We start from the raw sequence: 18,684 nt of genomic DNA, 5'->3' as shown, positions 1-18,684 counted from the left end.
AGTCCCAAGAGCGATCACCTCACCGATCACCCCGACCTCATGAAACGACTCCGATCGCCCCTGGTGGTGTCACTGCTGGGCGGGTTGCTCCTCGTGCTGACCGCCTGCAGCCCTTCCATAATCGGCACCCTCGGCATCGCCCGGCTCGACGACGGATCGCTCGACGTCCTGATCCGGATCTGCCGCGGATCGATCGACGACCTGGGGCTCGAGGCCGTCGGTCCCCTCCACCGCGGGGCGACTGACGAGCCGGACGACAGCAGCTGGGAATCGATTCCGGATCAGGAAGTCACTCTCTCGCCGTCCGTCACCGCCAGCGGGGACGTGGCCCTGCCTTTCGACGAGGGATCTGTGCAGGACGAGGTGCGCTACAAACTGCGCTCGTCCGGCTCCGAAGGCAACGCCTTCTCCGCCGCCTTCACCTCGAGTGATCTGGACGCGATCAAGCCGGGCCGGGTCCTCACCCCAGCATCAGGCGACCAGATCGAGAGTCCGCTCCTCACCCCTCAGCAGTTCGAGGAGTACGCAACCGAGTTCTGCGACTGACTCCGAGCGACGATCCTGATCAGACTCCACGACGACCGGTGTCCGCTCGGCTGGTCAGTGAGGCTCGCACCTCCTAGCCGGGGTGCCACGGGCTGGTCGAGCAGCCGCCCGGCTGGTCGTGCAGCCGCTCGGCTAGTCGGGCAGCCGCTCGGCTAGTCGGGCAGCCGCTTGGCTAGTCGGGCAGCCGCTTGGCTAGTCGGGCAGGCTCGCGCCGCGCACGGCCGCGGAGTGCCGTGGGATGAACACCGTGAGCACGACGCCGACCGCCGCCGCGATCGCCGAGATCACGAAGGTCACCTGGAACGCCGACGCGCTCGGCGTCGTCACCCCGTTCGCCGTCACGAGGTTCCCGGCGAGCACCACGCCCAGCACCGCGCTCGCGATCGTCGACCCCAGCGTGCGCATCACCGAGTTCAGCCCGTTCGACGCGGCCGTCTCGGTCGCCGGCACCGCCGCCATGATCAGCGTCGGCATCGACGAGTACGCGAACCCCACGCCGAAGCCCACCGCGGTGGCGATCACGATCGTGTGCCACACCTCGGTCATCAGGAACAGCGCCAGCACGTATCCGACGGCGATGATCGCGATCCCGAGCATGAAGCTCGAGCGCGCTCCACGGGCCTTGATCAGCCGCGCGGCCACGGGCGACATCGCCCACATCACGAGCCCGCTCGGCATCAGGCAGAGCGAGGCGACGAGCATCGTCTGCCCGAGCCCGACGCCGGTTCCGGTCGGTGCCTCGAGCAGCTGCGGCAGCACCACGGTGCTCGCGAAGAACGCGAACCCGACGGTGATCGAGGCGAGGTTGGTCAGCAGCACCGTGCGGCTCGCGGCGACCCTCAGGTCGATCAGCGGGCTCGACGTGCGCAGCTCGAACACGCCCCAGGCGAGCAGCACGACCGCGCCGCCGATGAGAGAGCCGAGCGTCAGCGGCGACCCCCAGCCCCAGCTCCCGCCCTTGGACACCCCGAGCAGCACACCCGTCAGCCCCACCGCGAGACCGATGGCGCCGAGCACGTCGAAACGCCCTTCACTCCGCAGGGTGCTCACGGGGATCATCCGCCACACCAGCACCAGCCCCACGGCCGCGAGCAGCCCCGAGACGATGAACAGCGCGTGCCAGTCGAGGTACTGCGAGATCACGGCGGCGACCGGCAGACCGACCGCGCCGCCGACCCCGAGCGTCGCCGAGACCAGCGCCACGGCCCCGCCGAGCCGGTCGCGGTGCAGCACGTCGCGCAGGATGCTCACGCCCAGCGGGATCACGCCGATCCCCGCGCCCTGCAGCGCCCGCCCCACGATCAGCGGGATCAGCGAGCTCGAGAACAGCGCGACCACCGACCCGACGATCACGAGCGCGAGCAGCACCAGCACCATCCGGCGCTTGCCGTAGAGATCGCCGAGACGCCCCGCGATCGGGGTCGACACGGCCGCGGCGAGCAGCGTCACGGTGACGGCCCACTGCCCGTCCTCGGGCGAGACGTCGAGCAGCGCCGGCAACGAGGGCACGAGCGGCGTCAGCAGCGTCATCATGAACGCCGCGACCAGCCCCGTGAACGCGAGCGTGAACACGACGGCCCGCTGATTGACGGGCGCGCTCAGACGGGCGCGCTCCTCGTCGCTGAGCCACGGCACGTCCTGCTGCACGTTCTGATCGTTACCCGATTGCGTCGACGAGATGATTGCCCCCTGTGAAGTAGATACGCGGGTGCAACCGCACGGGCATCCGCTCTATTCCTGATCGGTCGACGGATGCTCGCCCGGCACCGCGGGCACGCCGACGCGTTTCTTCGACAGAATGGCCCCATGCACACCGAGCGGGGCTTCGATCGACTGGTCAACTTCAGCGACGCCGTCGTGGCCATCGCCATCACGCTGCTCATCCTTCCGCTGGTCGACAGCGTCACCGACGTCGCCTCGGGGCAGAGCGTCTGGGACGTCGTGCTCGACGACCTGCCGAAGTTCATGGTCTTCATCATCAGCTTCGCGGTGATCGGACGTTTCTGGATCGCGCACCACCGCGTCTACGAACGCGCCGTCGACTACGACTCGTGGCTGCTCTGGGCGAACCTGTTCTGGCTGATCACAATCGTCTTCCTGCCGTATCCGACCGAGCTGCTGTCGGAGGGCACGAGCGCCGACGACGGCCGGGCGGCGATCTACGTCGGCACGATGCTGCTCAGCAGCCTCGCACTGCTCTGGCAGCAGGCCATCCTGATCCGCCGACCCGAGCTCGTGGCGCCCGCGGTGCGCGGCACACTCTCGATCGTGCCCTCGGTCGTGACCGCCGGGATGATGCTCGTCACCTTCCTCGCGGTGGTGCTCGTGCCGGGGCTCGGCCTCTGGGGGCTGTTCCTGCTCGTGCTCACCGGCCCGGTGCAGGCGATCGCCCGGCGGGTGACGGGTCACTCCGACGGGCCTCTTCGACGTCGGTCACGAACGCCGCGGCCGCCGTCCTGAACACGCGCGACGTCACGGCGCTGACGTGGTCGCGGCCCGGCAACCCGAGGAACCGGGCACCGGGCAGCTCGCCGGCGAGCATCCGGGAGCCGTCGTGCACCGGGTCGTCCTCCCCCGCGACGATGAAGAGCGGATGCGCGACCGCACCCGCGCGCGGCCGGAACGCCCGCCGCCGAACCGCCTCGGCCAGCCGGAGCAGAGCGTCGGGGTCGTTGCCCGCGGATGAGGCCATGCCCACGTACCGGGCGGTCTCCCCGTTCATCGCCCGGCTACCGCCCGCCGTGGTTCTGGCGGCGGTTCTGGTGGCGGCTCTGGCGGCGGCTAGGTCGAAACCGGCGAACGACCCGTCGACGGGTGGGCCGCCCATCGTCACCGACCGCACGCGCTCGGGGTGGGTCTGCGTGTAGTCGTGCGCGAGGCGGGCGCCGAGCGAGTAGCCGATCAGGTGAACGCTCTCGCCGGGCGCCTCGGCATCGAGGACGGCGGTGAGGTCCTCGCGGAAGGCACCCAGTGAATAGGCGGCGATCGTGTGCGGGCGGGCGCTCTCGCCGTGGCCGCGGAGGTCAGCGGCGATGACGCGGAAGCCCGCATCGGCGAGCGTGGACACCCAGCGCGTGCGCACCCAGTTCGAGCGGCGGTCGGAGGCGAAGCCGTGCACGAGCAGCACCGTCGCTGCGCCCGCCGGGCCCGCCGTCTCGTAGGCGATCGGGAGGCCACCGGCGCCGGCGACCTGGCGCGCGCCCTCGTCCGCGGCTTCTGCGTCCACTCCTGCACCGCCGATGGAATCCGGAGTCACTCCACCGTTCGCCTCACCCGCAGTCACTCGACCACCCTAGGCGCGCGAGAATGGCCGGGTGACAGACTCCGCCGCCTCAGCCGCCGCCGGGCCACCCGGCCTCGCCGCCGATGCCCGCTGCCCCTGCCTCAGCGGCTCGCCCTACGGCGAGTGCTGCGGCCCGTTCCACGCCGGCACGGCCGTCGCGCCCACCGCCGAGCAGCTCATGCGATCGCGGTTCTCGGCCTTCGCCGTCGGTGACGCCGGCTACCTGCTCGCGACGTGGCATCCCTCGACCCGTCCGGCGTCTCTCGAGCTCGACGACTCGCTGCGCTGGTACCGCCTCGACATCCTCTCCCGCTCGGCGGGCGGCCCCCTCGACACCGAGGGCGTCGTCGAGTTCGCGGCGCATCACCGTCCCCACCCCGGCCACGAGGGCACGGCCGGCGCGCAGCACGAGACGAGCCGCTTCGTGCGGGAAGGAGGCCGTTGGTACTACGTCGACGCCCTCTGAGGCGAGACCCCCGCAGGGCCCCGGCTCCGCGACCGCGCGAAACCGGCGCGCACTCGCGGGCTTGCGCATCCGTGGATCGGGCCCAAGGTGGAAGCACCGACAGAGGAGTCACCATGACCGACAGCAGCACCACCCCCGCGCCCGACGACGCCGATCAGCCCGACGTCCTCGATCAGGGCGGCTCGTTCGGCGCCCCGACCGTCGACGCCTCGACAGGTGACGGCTCTGCGGGTGACGGCGCGACGGGCGACACCACGGACGAGCGCGACACCGCCGACCAGCCCGACGGCGTCGACGAGCGCGGCGAGAAGTCGTCGCTCGATCCCGACCACGAGAGCTTCGCCGCCCGCGAAGCGCACTCCGAGGGTTCGGGCCCGAACGGATCCGGCACGAGCAGCCCCGACGGCATCGGCGCCTACAGCGACGGAGCCGACGCCTCGGCCGAGGCCGCCGACGCCCACGCCGACAGCCCCGACCCCGACGCCGACGGCGTCGCCTGACGTTCTCCCCCGTTCGTCCCACCACCGAAGGGCAGGCGGGCGGGGGAATGGCGGCACCCAGCCAGGCGTTGGACCGGGTGACCTGGAAGGCCGACCATGACCTTGACCATCGCCACCCCCACGACCCACCGCACCCCACCGCTCAGCGAGCAGCTGCAGCGCCTGATCGACCTGGGCCTGCCCGAACTCGCCGGCATCAGCGCCGAGGAGCTGCGGAGCCGCGCGTCGAGTCTCCGTGGCCGTCCGGACTCGATCCTCGTGGTCGGCCCCGCGATCGCCGCGCCCTCACAGCTCGTCACCCTGCTGCGTCGGGGCGGGAAGCCCGGGTTCGTCGTCGAGGACCTCACCGACCTCGACGCGTTCACCGAGCATCCGGACCTCGACGCCTGCCCCGAAGGCTTCTCGCTCGCCCACGGAATCGACCGCGGCGACGACCTGGCGAACCGCACGCCCGACGAGGCGCTGCCCGAGATCCTCGCCCGAGGCCGCCGCCCGTTGACGATCAGCGAGGGCATCAGCTGGCTCCTCCAGCAGCCCGAGCAGCTGGCCCCGAACCACTGCTTCATGACCATCGCCTCCCCACACCGCAAGTCCGACGGCACGCTCGACGCCCGCGTCCCGGCGCTGTGGATCAGCGGCGGCACGGGCCGTGACGGCCGCCCCCGCCGCGGCGCCGCCAAGCTCGGCTGGTGCTGGGCGGGCAACCGCCACCCCTGGCTCGGCCACGCCTCGGCCGCCGCAGCCTGACCTTCATCGACGTCGGCCGGGTGCCGCGTCGGCCAGTGGGCGGAGGGAACGACGAAGGCCCCGGTTCGTGGAACCGGGGCCTTCGTGTGGTGCGCCCTAAGGGATTCGAACCCCTGGCCTTCTGATCCGTAGTCAGACGCTCTATCCAGCTGAGCTAAGGGCGCAGTGTGTGAGAAACGATCTCCCGCACGAACATCAGAGCCTAGCAGGTGGTTCGGGCAACACAAAGTCGACGCAGCCTCAGCTCGCGAGTGCCTCGATGTCGGGGGCGGATGCCACGATTGACCCATGCCCCCCGCACCGCCCCCGAACTGGCGTTCGGCCGTCGACGAGCTGTCGCCGCCCGGGTCGGAGCGCGCGCCGGCGGGCGCACGAACCGCCGAGACGGGCAGGTCGGGCGGGTCGGGCAGTGAAGGCAGCACCCCCATGGGCCTGCAGTTCGAGGTGCGCGAAGAGGCTCCGCGCGACCACGACCGCTGGCGCGGCCCGAGCACCCGCGCGGCGACCGCTGAGGGGGCGGCGTCCGAGGGGGCGCCGAGGCGGCTGGCGGTTCGGCCGGTCATCCGCGCGGGCTCGGGGTCGTACGTCAAGGCGAACGTGACCTGGGGGTCGTTCACCCACCAGGTCAACCGGCTCGCGCTCGACCCCGCTCACCACCGCTGGTTCGCGCAGTTCGCCGCGCTGCATCGCGCCACGCGCCCGCCCCACGTCGTGCCCGAGACCGACTGGCTCACGCTCGACGACTTCCTCAGCCCGCTGCTCTGGCAGCTTCTGGCCGAGGCGCGCCGGCTGGGCATCGCGCTAGTCAGCTCGGCCAAGGCCGGCACGGTGCAGGTGAGCGGATGCGCGTCCGTCTCCTTCGACGCCCGCCAGCGCTCAGGCGACCTCCGCCTCACCCCGCTCGTCTCGTTCACAGAGACGTCCGCCGATTCCGGTGGCGGCGCAGGTCGCGGCGACCACGGCGACGATGAAGAAGACGATGCCCACCACCCCGCCCAGCACGCCGGAGCCATCGGCGACCACGGCATCTACTCCTACGACCTGACGAGCGCCAAGCGGCCGCGGATCGTGCTGGCGCCGTCCGCGCATCCGCTCAGCACGGAAGAGCAGCGCGCGCTCGGTCGCCCCGCCATCACCGTGCCGGCGGCCGACACCGGGCAGTTCTTCGAGGAGTACTACCCCGCACTCCGGCGCGGCATCCTGCTCGCGAGCGCCGACGGGAGCGTCGCGCTGCCGACGGTGCCGCCGCCGACGCTCGTGCTGACGGCCCGGTTCCTGGCCGACGACGTGCTGACGCTCGACTGGGAGTGGGCGGGGCTGCGCGACCCGACGTCCGAGCTGCGCATCGCCGAATCGGCGCGTGAGCAGCTCGACAGCGCGCTGCGGCGCTTCCCTGCGGCGGCCGCCCTCGAGATCGATGCGGATGCGCCACCGGTCACCCTCGACGGCGTCACCGCGGCGGCCTTCGCCGAGAAGGCGCTGCCCGCCCTCGATGCGCTGCCCGACGTGCGGGTCGACGTGATCGGGCCGCGGCCGGCGTACCGGGAGCTGATCGGCCACCCCGACATCAGCATCACCCACGTCGAGACGCTGAAGCGCGACTGGTTCGATCTCGGCATCGTGGTGAACATCGGCGGCTACCGGGTGCCGTTCGGCCCGCTCTTCAAGGCGCTGGCCAAGGGGCGCACGCGGCTGCTGATGGTCGACAAGACGTACCTGTCCCTCGAGCATCCGGCCTTCGACCGCCTGCGCGAGCTGCTCGAGGAGTCGACCGCGCTCGACGAGTGGGACACCGGCCTGCGCGTCAGCCGCCACCAGGCCGTCCGCTTCGCCGAGTTCGACGACACGGCCGACGAGAGCCCCGACACGCTCGCCTGGCGGCAGGCGGTGCGGGCGGCGCAGCAGCTGGCCCGGGCGACGGATGCTCCGGTGCCGCCCACACCGGTGCCCGCCACCGTCTCGGCCACCCTCCGCCCCTACCAGAAGGCGGGGTTCGACTGGCTGGCGTTCCTCTACGGCAACCGGCTCGGCGGCGTCCTGGCCGACGACATGGGCCTGGGCAAGACGCTGCAGACCCTCGCGCTGATCGCCCACGCCCGCGAGCACCCGGCCGAAGGCGGGGCGGGTGCCGCCGCGGTCGGCGAGCCCGTGACGACGACGGATGCACGGGCGGGTGCCACCGCGCATCCGCCGCCCTTCCTCGTGGTGGCGCCGACGTCGGTCGTGGGCACCTGGCAGGCCGAGGCCGCGCGCTTCACCCCGGGCCTCGTCGTGCGCGCCGTCACCACCACCCAGGGCAGCACCGCGCGGCTCGCCGAGGTCGCCGCGGGGGCCGACATCGTGGTCACGAGCTACGCCCTGTTCCGCCTCGACGCCGCCCACTACCGCGCCCTCGACTGGGCCGGGCTCGTGCTCGACGAGGCCCAGTTCGTGAAGAACCACCTCTCCAAGGCGCATGAGGCGGCGCGCGAGCTCGACGTGCCGTTCCGCCTCGCCATCACCGGAACCCCGCTCGAGAACAACCTGCTCGAGCTCTGGGCGCTGCTCGACATCGTGGCGCCGGGGTTGTTCCCGTCGGCGCGGCTGTTCGCCGAGAAGTTCCAGCGCCCGATCGAGCGGGGCATCGACCCGCGGGCGCTCGCGACGCTGCGGCAGCGCATCCGCCCGGTGCTGCTGCGCCGCACGAAGGACGCCGTCGCGCCCGAGCTCCCGGCGAAGCAGGAGCAGGTGCTGCCCGTCGAGCTCTCCCCCGCGCACCGCCACCTCTACGACACCGTGCTGCAGCGCGAGCGGCAGAAGCTGTTCGGGCTGCTCGACGACCTCGACCGCAACCGCTTCATCGTCTTCCGCTCGCTGACACTGCTCAGGATGCTCAGCCTCGATGCCTCGCTCATCGACGACGCCCATTCGTCCATCCCCTCGTCCAAGCTCGACGTGCTGGTCGAGCAGCTCGGCGAGGTGATCGGCGAGGGCCACCGCTCGCTCGTGTTCAGCCAGTTCACGAGCTACCTGGCGAAGGTGGCCGCGCGGCTCGACGCCGAGGGCATCGCCTACGAATACCTCGACGGCTCGACACGGCAGCGGCCCGAGGTGGTGCAGCGGTTCCGGGAGGGCACGGCGCCGGTGTTCCTGATCAGCCTCAAGGCGGGCGGCTTCGGGCTGACGCTGACGGAGGCCGACTACGTCTACCTGCTCGACCCGTGGTGGAACCCGGCGTCGGAGTCGCAGGCGATCGACCGCACGCACCGCATCGGGCAGGAGCACCCGGTGAACGTCTACCGGCTGGTCGCGACCGACACCGTCGAGGAGAAGGTGATGGCCCTGAAGGAGCACAAGGCCGAGCTCTTCGACGCGGTGCTCGACGACGACGCGCTGTTCGCGGGCGCGCTCACGGCCGACGACCTGCGGGCGCTGCTCGGCTGACGGGCGGCGCTAGCCGAAGGCTGCGACGCGCCCGATCAGCTCCTGGATGAACGGGACGAGGTCCTGCACCTGGCCGACGCTCGACATCCCGGTCGCGACGAGCGGCCAGACCGACCCGATCAGCGTCGCCACCACCGCAGCGACGGCCGCGACCCACGAGAGCGCGCCGTTCCGCGACACGAAGGTCAGTCCCAGGCACCCCAGCGCGACCACCGAGCAGATCAGGATCGACACCGCGATCGCACCGACCGGCACGTCGAGCACCCCGACGGTCGTGGCGTCGGCGCCCGCGATCAGGCCGAGCACGGGCAGCATCACGCCGCCCACGATCAGCAGACTGACGACGATCCCTGTGATGACGGCGGCCCAGACGGCGCGCGGACGGCTTCGGCGAGAACGGGACGATCGCATGGTGCTCCTCGGATGGCGGCGGCTCCGCGCGCGGCGGCTTCGTCCACGCGCGTCACCTCTGAGACGCTCCCGCGCCCCGCTTCGTCACATCCGCCGCCCAGACCGTCGCCCAGCGGCTCCGCGGGCCGGCGGTCAGGCCGAGGCGGGCTAAGCCGCCGAAGCCGCAGCCGCGGGCTCCGCGGCAAGCGCCGACGCGAGCGGCGTGTACCCGAAGTGCGGGAACGCCTCCGCCGTCGGCCCGTGCGTCAGCCGCCCGTCCACCGTCGACACCGCCGCCGCCAACGCCGCGTCCCGTTCCACGGCCTCCCGCCACCCGCGGTCGGCCAGCCGCACCACGTAGGGCAGCGTCGCGTTCGTCAGCGCCGCCGTCGACGTCGCCGGCACCGCGCCCGGCATGTTGGCCACGCAGTAGAAGATCGTCTCCTCCACCGGATAGGTCGGCTCGTCATGGGTGGTCGGTCGCGAGTCCTCGAAGCAGCCGCCCTGGTCGATCGCGATGTCGACCAGCACAGAGCCGCGCTTCATCCGCGACACGAGCTCGTGCGAGACGAGCTTCGGTGCGGCCGCACCGGGCACGAGCACCGCGCCGATCACGAGGTCGGCCTCGAGCACGCTCCGCTCGACCTCGAACGCGTTCGACACCACGGTCTTCACGCGCCCGGCGAACACCTCGTCGATGTGCCGCAGCCGCGGGATCGACAGGTCGAGCACCGTCACGTCCGCCCCCGCCGCGACCGCCTGCTGCACGGCGTTCTCGCCGGCCTGACCGCCGCCGATCACCGTCACCTTCGCCGGCCGCACCCCCGGCACGCCGCCGAGCAGCACCCCGCGACCGCCCTTCGACCCCATCAGGTGGTAGCTGCCGACCATCACCGACAGCCGACCGGCGACCTCGCTCATCGGCGCGAGCAGCGGCAGCGACCCGTCGGCGAGCTGCACGGTCTCGTAGGCGATCGACGTCGCCCGAGACGCGATCAGCGCGGCCACGAGCGGTTCGGCGGCGGCCAGATGCAGGTAGGTGAAGATGAGCTGCCCCGCGCGCATCCGCTCGTACTCGGGCTCGATCGGCTCCTTCACCTTCACGATCATCTCGGCGGCCCAGACCGCATCGACATCGACGACGGATGCTCCCGCCGCCGCATACTCCTCGTCGACGATCGCCGAGCCGACGCCGGCCCCCGTCTCGACGAGAACCGTGTGCCCGTGCTTCACCAGCTCGAACACGCCCGACGGCGTCATCGCCACCCGGAACTCGTTGTTCTTGATCTCTTTCGGCACCCCGATGATCACGGTGGGCTCCTTCGCTCGTCGTCGATCGTCTCATTCGCGATCTGGCTCGATTATCGGGCGATCGGATGCTCGCTGTCATCATTCCCGAATATCATTCGGTCGAGGCGGCAATTCTGGCCGCGCGGTTCGGAGGACGAGGGTGATGGCGCGCACCGACGGAACAGCGGCGATCGACGACATCGACGAGCGGATCGTCTGGGAGCTCTGCCGCGAGGCCCGGCTGCCGAACAAGGAGCTGGCCGAACGCGTGGGCATCGCTCCGTCGACCTGCCTCGTGCGGGTGCGGGCGCTGCACGCGAGCGGGGTGCTGCGGTCGTTCCACGCGCAGCCCGACTGGGCGTCGCTCGGGCTGCCGATCGAGGCGATCGTGCAGGTGCGGCTGAAGGCGCAGGCGCGGGCCGAGATCCGCAGCTACGCGCAGCGGGTGATCACGCTGCCGAACGTCCTGAACGTGTTCTTCCTCGGCGGGGCCGACGACTTCCTGATCCACGTGGCGTGCACCTCGACGGGGCAGTTGCGCGACTTCGTGGCCACCGAGCTCAGCATGGACAACTCGGTCGCCTCGACGCAGACCAACATCGTCTTCGACCACCTGATCGGGGTGCAGCACATGCAGCAGGGCAGCTCGTGGAGCGAGGTGCGCGAGGCGCTGTAGGCCGAGTGCCATGGGCCCGGGCCGCGCGCGGGGGCGGGCGCCGGGTCAGTCCTCGTCCCAGTACCCCTCGTGCACGGCGGTGGCCCCGGGGAGCGCGACCGGGCCGACGACCTCGACGACGCGGCCGCCCCGGGCGAACACCTCGCGCGACGGCAGGGCCAACGTCGGCACGCCCTCCTGGGCGTCGACGAGGTCGCGCAGCGCCTCCTCCGACAGGGCGAAGACCACGCGCGGGATGTCCGCCCAGTAGATCGCCCCCGTGCACATCGCGCAGGGCTCGGTGCTCGTGTACAGCGTGGAGGCGGCGAGCTCGTCGCGCTCCAGCTGCTGCCCCGAGTCGCGGACGAGGTTGGTCTCGGCGTGGCCGATGGGGTCGTGCCCCGTGTTGACGGTGTTCATCGCTTCGATCGCGCGGCCGTCGGCGGTGACGAGGAGGGCGCCGAAGGGGTGGTCGCCGCGGTCGCGGGCGGCGGCCGCCAGCGCGACGGCCCGCTCCAGGTGCGCGAGGTCTGCGGGGGCGAGGTCGGAGGGCGCGAGCGTCGGCACGGTCATCCGCCCAGCCTGGCACACGCCACGCGGCTGCCGCCGCTGTCACGGGCTCGGCGGCCGCCGTGCGTGCCGCTACGCCTCGACCGGGACGTGCTCGTCGTCGGGCGGAAGCGGCGCGCCCCCGCGGGAGCGGCGGCGGAGCGTCAGGCCGATCAGCGGGTACAGCAGCACCGAGATCATCCCCGCGCCCACCAGCGCCGCCGCCGTGCCCGGGAGGATGGCCTGGCGGTCGAGCGCGATGCCCGTGACCGCCACGATGATCGGCAGGCCGGTCGCACCGAACAGGCCGATGGCCGCACGGTCGACGCGGGAGGATCCGGCGGGCGCCGCAAGGATGCTCGGCAGCCCCCGCACGAGAAGCAGCAGCACCGCGAACACCGGCAGCAGCACGAGCGCGACCGGGTCGGCGAGGAGCGCCTCGAGGTCGAAGGTGATGCCCGTGTAGATGAAGAACACCGGCACCAGGAAGCCGAACGCGACCGCTTCGAGCTTCGCGTCGACGAGCTCCAGGTCGGGCTTGTTCACGCCCGAGAGCAGCACCCGGCAGATCACGCCGGCCGCGAAGGCGCCGAGCAGCATGTCGAGCCCGAGGATCACGCTCAGCACCACGAGCGCCGCGATCGCGAGCAGCACGAGGCGCACGGCGAACTGTCCGCTGGTGTGCAGAGTCGTGGTGACGATGCGGTGGAGGCCGGTGCGCGGTCCGCGCGAGGCGGCCAGGATGCCCAGCAGCGCGATCGCCGTGAAGCCGATCAGCACGACGGCCGAGATGCCGGGCGAGCGGCCGCTGAGGAAGAGCGAGATGGCGATCAGCGGCCCGAACTCCCCCACGGCGCCGACCGCGGTGACGGCCCGGCCGAACGGGGTGGACAGCTCGCCCGCGTCGCGGAGCATCGGCATGATCGTGCCGAGCGCGGTGGAGGTGAGGGCGACGCCGATGAACACCGCGGCCTCGAGGTCGGGGGCGATCAGGTAGCCGACCGCGATCGCGACGACGAGCGAGATGCCCCAGCCGAGGCCGGCCCGGGCGATCGGGCGGCCGGCGATGGCGGCGAAGTCGATCTCGCGGCCCGCCATGAAGAACAGCAGCGCGAGCCCGAACTCGGCGATCGCTCCCGAGAAGGGGCTGGGGCCGAGCCAGCCGAGAACGCTCGGCCCCACCAGCACGCCCAGCAGGATCTCGAACACCACCAGCGGCACGCGCGCCACCCGGCCCACGGCCGCGGCCACGAGCGGAGCCGCCACGGCGAGCGCCGCGATCAGCACGATGCCGACCGGATCAGCCTGGTCCATCCCCTACCCCGCCTTCGTCAGCACCATCCTGGCGCACGGCGGCGGCGTCGACAAGCCGTGCCGCTCAGGCCGAAGGCACGTGCCGCTCGTCGACCCCGTTGTACGCCGACAGCGGCCGGATCAGCGCGTTCGACGCCAGCTGCTCGCGGATGTGCGCCGTCCAGCCCACGATCCGCGACGCCACGAACAGCGGCGTGAACATCTCGGTGTCGAAGCCCATCAGGTGGTACGCCGGCCCCGACGGGTAGTCGAGGTTCGGCTTGATGCCCTTCCGGGACTGCATCGCCTCGTCCAGAGCCACGTACAGGTCGAGCAGATCGGGCCGGTCGTACTCGGCCACGAGCGTGTCCAGCGAGGCCTTCATCGTCGGCACCCGCGAGTCGCCGTTCTTGTACACCCGGTGCCCGAAGCCCATGATCTTGCGCTTGGACGCCAGCGCCTCGTCGAGCCACGCCTCGGCCGCAGAAGCCGTGCCGATCTCGTCGAACACGTGCATCACCGCCTCGTTGGCGCCGCCGTGCAGCGGGCCCTTCAGCGCCCCGATGCCCGCGACGACCGCCGAGTACAGGTCGCTGAGCGTCGAGGTCACGACCCTCGCGGTGAACGTCGAGGCGTTGAACGAGTGCTCCGCGTACAGGATCATCGACACGTCGAACGCCTTCACGACCACGTCCGACGGCACGTCGCCGAAAGTCATCCGCAGGAAGTTCGCCGAGTACCCGAGCGACTCGTCGGGCTCCACGAGCTCCTGCCCGCGGCGGCGTCGCTGGTCGTACGCCACGATCGCGGGCAGCGCGGCGAGCAGGTGCACGGCCTTGCCGAGCGTCCCCTCCTCCGACGAGTCGTCCCACGAGGGGTCGAGCGCGCCGATCACGCTGACGGCCGTCCGCACGACGTCCATCGGATGCGCGGTCAGCGGCAGCTCGTCGATCACCCGCTTCACGGCCGGATCCAGGGCGCGCTGCGACCGCTCGGCCCGCTCGAAGGCCTCGAGCTCGGCGTCGGAAGGCAGCTCACCGTTCCACAGCAGGTAGGCGACCTGCTCGAAGGAGCACGACGCCGCCAGCTCCTGCACCGGGTACCCCCGGTACAGCAGCGAGTTCGTCTCGGGGTTGACCTTCGAGACCGCCGTGTGGTCGACGACGACGCCGGCCAGCCCCTTCTTGATCTCCTGCGCATCGGTCATGTCAGCACTCCTTCGTGAACAACGTGGGCCGGCCGGTGAGGTGCTCAGCGAGCATCCGGAACCTCGAAATCGAAGACCGAGGAGTCGAACGCGTTGTAAGCCGGGTAGTCGAGCAGTTCGTAGAGTCTGGCACGCGTCTGCATCGTGGCGACCTCGCTCTTCAGTGAACCTTCGGCGACGAGTGCGTCGAGCCCGCGCTCGGCGGCGCCCATCGCGATGCGCAGCAGCGAGACCGGGTAGATCACGAGGTTCGCGCCCACCGACTCGAGCTGCGACACCGAGAACAGCTCGCTCTTGCCGAACTCGGTCATGTTCGCGAGCATCGGCACGTCGATCGCGGCGCGCATCGCCTCGAACTCCGACAGGTCGGCCATCGCCTCGGGGAAGATCGCGTCGGCGCCCGCGTCGACGAGCTGCTTGGCGCGGTCGATCGCGGCGCCGAGGCCGTCGACGGCGCGGATGTCGGTGCGCGCCATGATCAGCAGGTTCGGGTCGCGGCGCGCGTCGGCGGCGGCCCGGATGCGCTTGACCGCCGTGTCGGCGTCGACCACCGCCTTGCCGTCGAGGTGTCCGCACCGCTTCGGGTTGACCTGGTCCTCGATGTGCAGGCCGGAGACCCCGGCGTCCTCGAGCGTCTGCACCGTGCGGGCGACGTTCATGGGTTCGCCGAAGCCCGTGTCGGCGTCGATCAGCGTGGGCAGGTTCGTCATTCGCGAGATCTGGCCGCCGCGGGTCGCCACCTCGCTGAGCGTGGTGAGCCCGATGTCGGGGAAGCCGAGGTCGGCGGCGATGACCGCGCCCGAGATGTAGACGCCGTCGAAGCCCTTCTCCTCGATCAGGCGGGCGCTCAGCGGGTTGAAGGCGCCGGGCATCCTGAGCAGTCGGCCGGAACTCAGCGCCGAGCGAAAGGCGGCGCGCTTCTCGTGCGCCGGAACGGTGGAGTACAGCATCAGAAGAGTCCCTTCGGGGTGGTGATGCCCTCGAGCAGGCCGGGGCGGGCGACGACGTTCAGCTGCCGCACCTCGTCGACCGTGAGCGTCGGCAGGCGCTCGGCGAGGGCGAGGAAGCGCTCGATCTCGGCCTCCTCGATCACGCCGGCGGCGAGCGTGCGGAACTTCTGCACGTAGTCGGCGCGGGCGAAGGGCCGGGCGCCGAGGGGGTGCGCGTCGGCCACGGCGATCTCGTCGACGACGGTCGAGCCGTCGGCGAGCACGATCTCGACGCGTCCGCCGAACGCCTTCTCGGCGGGGTCGAGCGAGTGGTAGCGGCGCGTCCACTCGGGGTCTTCGAGCGTCTGCACCTTCTGCCAGAGCTCGACGGTGTCGGGTCGCGCCGCCCGCGCCGGGCTGTACGAGTCGACGTGGTGCCAGGCGCCGTCCTGCAGCGCGACGGTGAAGATGTACGGGATGGAGTGGTCGAGCGTCTCCCGGCTGGCCGTCGGGTCGTACTTCTGCGGGTCGTTCGCGCCCGAGCCGATCACGAAGTGGGTGTGGTGGCTGGTGTGGATCGTCACGCTCACCACGTTCGCCGGGTCGGTGGTCTCCGGATGCTCGCGGTTGAGCTTGCGGGCCAGGTCGATCCACGCCTGAGCCTGGTACTCGGCCGAGTGCTCCTTCGTGTAGGTGTCGAGGATGGCGCGCTTCGCCTCGCCGTCGGCGGGGAGCGGGACGTCGTAGCGCGCATCCGGCCCGTCGAGGAGCCACGCGATCACACCGTCCTCGCCCTCGTAGATCGGGGTGGGGCTGGTCTGGCCGCGCATCGCCCGGTCGACCGCCTCGACGGCCATCTTGCCGGCGAAGGCCGGGGCGTGCGCCTTCCAGGTGGAGATCTCGCCCTTGCGGGACTGGCGGGTGGCGGTGGTCGTGTGCAGCGCCTGGCCGACGGCCTGGAAGATCGTCTCGACATCGAGGCCGAGCAGGGTGCCGATGCCGGCGGCGGCCGACGGGCCGAGGTGCGCGACGTGGTCGATCTTGTGCTCGTGCAGGCTGATCGCCTTCACCAGGTCGACCTGGATCTCGTAGCCCGTGGCGATGCCGCGCACGAGGTCGGCACCGGTGCGGCCGACGTGCTGGGCCACCGCGAGGATCGGCGGGATGTTGTCGCCCGGGTGCGAGTACTCGGCCGCGAGGAAGGTGTCGTGGTAGTCGAGCTCGCGCACGGCGACGCCGTTCGCCCAGGCGGCCCACTCGGGGCTGTACCCGCCGGTCACGCCGAAGACGGAGGCGCCCGGGGCGTAGGGGTGGTCGAGCGCCTGGGCGCGGGCGGCGACGCCCGGACCGCGGGTGATGCTCGCGACCGCGACGGCGGCGTTGTCGATCACGCGGTTGATGACCATCTCGGTCACCTCGGGGGACACCGCGACCGGATCGGCGGCGACCCGTGCGATCTTGTGGGCCAGCTGGCCCTCGCGGGGGAGGTTCTCGTCGCTGCGGTGCACGCGCACGTCGTGGAGGTTCATCGGGCGGGGGCGCCTTTCGGTGGGGTGGTGAGGGGCTGGTAGGTCTGGGTGGCGTCGCCCGGGGCGTCGCTGGCGGCATCGGTGGTGGCGTCGCCGGTGGCATCGGTGGTGGCGTCGCCGGGGGCGTCGGTGGGGCCGGATGCTCGCGCGGGGGTCGTGGGCGGGTCGGCGTCGAGGGAGCCGAGCGTGGCGCGGAGGCTCCGCGCGAGGTGCACCCGGGTGGCGTCGGCCGCGAGCTGCGGGTCGCCGTCGACGATGGCGTCGACGATGAGGAGGTGCTCGCGGGCCGCCTCGAGCAGCCGCGCGGGATTGTCGCGGGAGAGCCGACGCAGGCGCGCCAGGTGGGTGCGCACGCCGGTCAGAGCCTGCACGAGGAACGGGTTCCGCACGGCCTCGTCGATGGCCGCGTCGAAGCGGACGGCGAGGTCGTAGTAGGCATGGCGGCCCGGGTCGGGATCGGTCAGCAGGGCGGGCACCTCCCGCAGCTCGTTCTGCAGGGCGACGAAGACGGGGGCGCTCCGGCGGCGGGCCGCGAGTGCGGCCGCCTCGGTCTCCAGCGCACGCCGCAGCTCGAAGAGCTCGGTCACGTTCGCCGCCGAGACCGGCGTGACGATGAGGCCGCGGCCGCCCTGCGGCTCCACAAGACCGTCGGCGACGAGCCGGGCGAGGGCCTCGCGCACGGGGGTGCGGGAGATGCCGAGACGGCCCGAGAGCTCCACCTCGGCCAGCACGGCGCCCGGCGCGAGCTGCCACGACAGGATCTCGGAGCGCAGCGCCTCGTAGGCGAGTTCACCGGCGCGGGCCATCACGCGCATCCGCTCTCTGTATACATCAAGGTCAATCTACGCGCCTTCGCCGGTCATTTCAAGCGTCTGTGTATACACGGGCCGGGATGCGCGTTCCGCAGTACATTCAGCACATGACATTCGACCCGAACGCGAAGATCGACTCCGGCAAGGTCTCGAAGCGGGGTCGCGGGGTCGCGATTGGCGGCGGCAGCGTGGTCGTCGTCGTGGGGCTGTTCCTGCTGTCGCAGCTCACGGGCATCGACCTGACCGGGCTCGCCGGCGGCGGCAGCGGTGGCTCGGACAGCTCGCAGGACCAAGCCGTCTCATGCGAGACCGGCGCCGACGCCAACGCCGGCACCGACTGCCTGATCACCGGCGCGGCGACCTCGCTCGACGTCTACTGGACGGATGCGGCCGCGCAGGTGGGGGCGCAGTACCGGGCGCCGGGCGACATCATCCTGTTCGAGCAGACGACGAACACCGGCTGCGGCCAGGCCACCAGCGCCGTCGGGCCCTTCTACTGCCCGCCCGACCAGCAGATCTACCTCGACACCGAGTTCTTCGACGAGCTGCGCACGCAGTTCGGGGCGAGCGGCGGCACGCTGTCGCAGATGTACGTGATCGCGCACGAGTGGGGACACCACATCCAGAACCTGACCGGGGTGCTGGCGTCGGAGAACTCGGGCGACACGGGGCCCGCCTCGGCGTCGGTGCGCACCGAGCTGCAGGCCGACTGCTACGCCGGATCGTGGGTCGGGGCGGCGTCGACCATCGCGGACGCCGACGGCACGACGTTCCTCGAGCCGGTCACCGACGCCCAGATCGCGGATGCGCTGAACGCCGCCTCGGTGATCGGCGACGACCGCATCCAGGAGAAGAGCAGCGGGCAGGTGAACCCGGAGGCGTGGACGCACGGGTCGAGTCAGTCGCGGCAGAAGTGGTTCTCGGCGGGGCTGGCGGGCGGGCCGACGGCCTGCGACACCTTCGGCGTCGACGCCTCGCAGCTCTGACCGGCGCTGCCTGCACTGCCTGCACTGCCGCCCTAGCGATGGGGTCGTGTCGTGAGTGATGCTCTGGTTGGGCAGGTGT

At 71.6% G+C, this 18,684-nt stretch carries 18 protein-coding genes and 1 tRNA gene; 8 read left to right on the top strand and 11 right to left on the bottom strand.

Annotated elements, in window-relative coordinates; translation table 11 throughout:
- Positions 1-63 precede the first annotated feature (63 nt).
- Positions 64-546, top strand: a complete 483-nt coding sequence (locus BJ984_RS05645; protein WP_179547201.1) for a hypothetical protein — start codon at positions 64-66, stop codon at positions 544-546.
- A 192-nt stretch (positions 547-738) separates the two neighbouring features.
- Here BJ984_RS05645 and BJ984_RS05640 read toward each other — a convergent pair whose 3' ends face one another.
- Positions 739-2,193, bottom strand: a complete 1,455-nt coding sequence (locus BJ984_RS05640; protein ID WP_271206415.1) for an MFS transporter — start codon at positions 2,191-2,193, stop codon at positions 739-741.
- Between the two features lie 159 nt (positions 2,194-2,352).
- Here BJ984_RS05640 and BJ984_RS05635 point away from each other — a divergent pair, with 159 nt between their 5' ends.
- Positions 2,353-3,006, top strand: a complete 654-nt coding sequence (locus BJ984_RS05635) for a TMEM175 family protein (protein ID WP_179547200.1) — start codon at positions 2,353-2,355, stop codon at positions 3,004-3,006.
- Here BJ984_RS05635 and BJ984_RS05630 read toward each other — a convergent pair.
- Entirely contained in the window at positions 2,912-3,772 is an 861-nt protein-coding gene (locus BJ984_RS05630; protein WP_179547199.1) for an alpha/beta fold hydrolase, read from the bottom strand. The genes BJ984_RS05635 and BJ984_RS05630 overlap by 95 nt on opposite strands.
- Positions 3,773-3,860: 88 nt before the next feature.
- Here BJ984_RS05630 and BJ984_RS05625 point away from each other — a divergent pair, with 88 nt between their 5' ends.
- The 3 genes from BJ984_RS05625 to BJ984_RS05615 all read left to right on the top strand — a co-directional run bounded on the left by BJ984_RS05625 (position 3,861) and on the right by BJ984_RS05615 (position 5,542).
- On the top strand, positions 3,861-4,295 hold the full coding sequence (locus BJ984_RS05625; RefSeq protein WP_271206414.1) for a YchJ family protein: 435 nt from the start codon (positions 3,861-3,863) through the stop codon (positions 4,293-4,295).
- Positions 4,296-4,408: 113 nt separating this feature from the next.
- Positions 4,409-4,795 carry a hypothetical protein gene (locus BJ984_RS05620; RefSeq protein WP_179547198.1) on the top strand — a complete coding sequence of 129 codons (387 nt, stop codon included), beginning with the start codon at positions 4,409-4,411 and terminating at the stop codon, positions 4,793-4,795.
- A 96-nt stretch (positions 4,796-4,891) separates the two neighbouring features.
- Positions 4,892-5,542: a DUF5701 family protein gene (locus tag BJ984_RS05615; protein WP_179547197.1), complete on the top strand. Its 651-nt coding sequence runs from the start codon at positions 4,892-4,894 to the stop codon at positions 5,540-5,542.
- An 87-nt stretch (positions 5,543-5,629) separates the two neighbouring features.
- Here BJ984_RS05615 and BJ984_RS05610 read toward each other — a convergent pair.
- Positions 5,630-5,706: transfer RNA gene (locus tag BJ984_RS05610), tRNA-Arg, on the bottom strand.
- 124 nt (positions 5,707-5,830) lie between these two features.
- On the opposite strand from BJ984_RS05610, the gene BJ984_RS05605 reads away from it, so the two are divergent.
- Positions 5,831-8,965 carry a DEAD/DEAH box helicase gene (locus BJ984_RS05605; RefSeq protein WP_179547196.1) on the top strand — a complete coding sequence of 1,045 codons (3,135 nt, stop codon included), beginning with the start codon at positions 5,831-5,833 and terminating at the stop codon, positions 8,963-8,965.
- A 9-nt stretch (positions 8,966-8,974) separates the two neighbouring features.
- Here BJ984_RS05605 and BJ984_RS05600 read toward each other — a convergent pair whose 3' ends face one another.
- On the bottom strand, positions 8,975-9,376 hold the full coding sequence (locus BJ984_RS05600; protein ID WP_179547195.1) for a hypothetical protein: 402 nt from the start codon (positions 9,374-9,376) through the stop codon (positions 8,975-8,977).
- 147 nt (positions 9,377-9,523) lie between these two features.
- Complete coding sequence (ald, locus tag BJ984_RS05595) at positions 9,524-10,666, bottom strand: alanine dehydrogenase (protein ID WP_179547194.1); 1,143 nt, start codon at positions 10,664-10,666, stop codon at positions 9,524-9,526.
- 142 nt (positions 10,667-10,808) lie between these two features.
- Here ald and BJ984_RS05590 point away from each other — a divergent pair, with 142 nt between their 5' ends.
- Positions 10,809-11,321: an Lrp/AsnC family transcriptional regulator gene (locus BJ984_RS05590; protein ID WP_179547193.1), complete on the top strand. Its 513-nt coding sequence runs from the start codon at positions 10,809-10,811 to the stop codon at positions 11,319-11,321.
- 45 nt (positions 11,322-11,366) lie between these two features.
- Here BJ984_RS05590 and BJ984_RS05585 read toward each other — a convergent pair whose 3' ends face one another.
- From BJ984_RS05585 to BJ984_RS05560, 6 genes are all read right to left on the bottom strand, one after another.
- The gene (locus tag BJ984_RS05585) at positions 11,367-11,873 is read right to left on the bottom strand and encodes a nucleoside deaminase (protein WP_179547192.1); all 507 of its coding nucleotides are present in this window, start codon (positions 11,871-11,873) and stop codon (positions 11,367-11,369) included.
- Between the two features lie 69 nt (positions 11,874-11,942).
- Positions 11,943-13,163 (bottom strand): cation:proton antiporter, encoded by a 1,221-nt coding sequence (locus tag BJ984_RS05580; RefSeq protein WP_173183054.1) that lies wholly within the window; start codon positions 13,161-13,163, stop codon positions 11,943-11,945.
- Between the two features lie 64 nt (positions 13,164-13,227).
- Positions 13,228-14,349, bottom strand: coding sequence for a bifunctional 2-methylcitrate synthase/citrate synthase (locus tag BJ984_RS05575; protein ID WP_179547191.1), 1,122 nt, complete (start codon positions 14,347-14,349; stop codon positions 13,228-13,230).
- 44 nt (positions 14,350-14,393) lie between these two features.
- Complete coding sequence (gene prpB / locus BJ984_RS05570; protein WP_179547190.1) at positions 14,394-15,299, bottom strand: methylisocitrate lyase; 906 nt, start codon at positions 15,297-15,299, stop codon at positions 14,394-14,396.
- Positions 15,299-16,807: an MmgE/PrpD family protein gene (locus tag BJ984_RS05565; protein ID WP_179547189.1), complete on the bottom strand. Its 1,509-nt coding sequence runs from the start codon at positions 16,805-16,807 to the stop codon at positions 15,299-15,301. Before BJ984_RS05565 ends, prpB begins: the two co-directional genes overlap by 1 nt.
- A complete protein-coding gene (locus BJ984_RS05560; RefSeq protein ID WP_309298935.1) occupies positions 16,804-17,622 on the bottom strand; it encodes a GntR family transcriptional regulator in 819 nt (272 codons plus the stop codon). The genes BJ984_RS05565 and BJ984_RS05560 overlap by 4 nt, the downstream gene beginning before the upstream one ends.
- Before the next feature lie 104 nt (positions 17,623-17,726).
- Between BJ984_RS05560 and ypfJ the strand changes: the two genes are divergently transcribed.
- Positions 17,727-18,605: a KPN_02809 family neutral zinc metallopeptidase gene (gene ypfJ, locus BJ984_RS05555; RefSeq protein WP_179547188.1), complete on the top strand. Its 879-nt coding sequence runs from the start codon at positions 17,727-17,729 to the stop codon at positions 18,603-18,605.
- The last annotated feature ends 79 nt before the right edge of the window (positions 18,606-18,684 follow it).

This window comes from Herbiconiux flava, assembly GCF_013409865.1.
In the GTDB taxonomy this organism is placed as follows: Bacteria; Actinomycetota; Actinomycetes; order Actinomycetales; family Microbacteriaceae; genus Herbiconiux; species Herbiconiux flava.
The sequence above is the reverse complement of the archived record's forward strand: the minus strand, read 5'-3'. Positions and strand labels throughout refer to the sequence as shown.

What these genes read in the sequence shown, in the direction of transcription:
- BJ984_RS05635 (WP_179547200.1), top strand. Translation starts at nt 2,353, where the DNA reads ATGCACACCGAGCGGGGCTTCGATCGACTGGTCAACTTCAGCGACGCC.
- BJ984_RS05620 (WP_179547198.1), top strand. Translation starts at nt 4,409, where the DNA reads ATGACCGACAGCAGCACCACCCCCGCGCCCGACGACGCCGATCAGCCC.
- BJ984_RS05615 (WP_179547197.1), top strand. Translation starts at nt 4,892, where the DNA reads ATGACCTTGACCATCGCCACCCCCACGACCCACCGCACCCCACCGCTC.
- BJ984_RS05605 (WP_179547196.1), top strand. Translation starts at nt 5,831, where the DNA reads ATGCCCCCCGCACCGCCCCCGAACTGGCGTTCGGCCGTCGACGAGCTG.
- BJ984_RS05600 (WP_179547195.1), bottom strand. Translation starts at nt 9,376, where the DNA reads ATGCGATCGTCCCGTTCTCGCCGAAGCCGTCCGCGCGCCGTCTGGGCC.
- BJ984_RS05590 (WP_179547193.1), top strand. Translation starts at nt 10,809, where the DNA reads ATGGCGCGCACCGACGGAACAGCGGCGATCGACGACATCGACGAGCGG.
- BJ984_RS05585 (WP_179547192.1), bottom strand. Translation starts at nt 11,873, where the DNA reads ATGACCGTGCCGACGCTCGCGCCCTCCGACCTCGCCCCCGCAGACCTC.
- BJ984_RS05580 (WP_173183054.1), bottom strand. Translation starts at nt 13,163, where the DNA reads ATGGACCAGGCTGATCCGGTCGGCATCGTGCTGATCGCGGCGCTCGCC.
- BJ984_RS05575 (WP_179547191.1), bottom strand. Translation starts at nt 14,349, where the DNA reads ATGACCGATGCGCAGGAGATCAAGAAGGGGCTGGCCGGCGTCGTCGTC.
- prpB (WP_179547190.1), bottom strand. Translation starts at nt 15,299, where the DNA reads ATGCTGTACTCCACCGTTCCGGCGCACGAGAAGCGCGCCGCCTTTCGC.
- BJ984_RS05565 (WP_179547189.1), bottom strand. Translation starts at nt 16,807, where the DNA reads ATGAACCTCCACGACGTGCGCGTGCACCGCAGCGACGAGAACCTCCCC.
- BJ984_RS05560 (WP_309298935.1), bottom strand. Translation starts at nt 17,622, where the DNA reads ATGCGCGTGATGGCCCGCGCCGGTGAACTCGCCTACGAGGCGCTGCGC.
- ypfJ (WP_179547188.1), top strand. Translation starts at nt 17,727, where the DNA reads ATGACATTCGACCCGAACGCGAAGATCGACTCCGGCAAGGTCTCGAAG.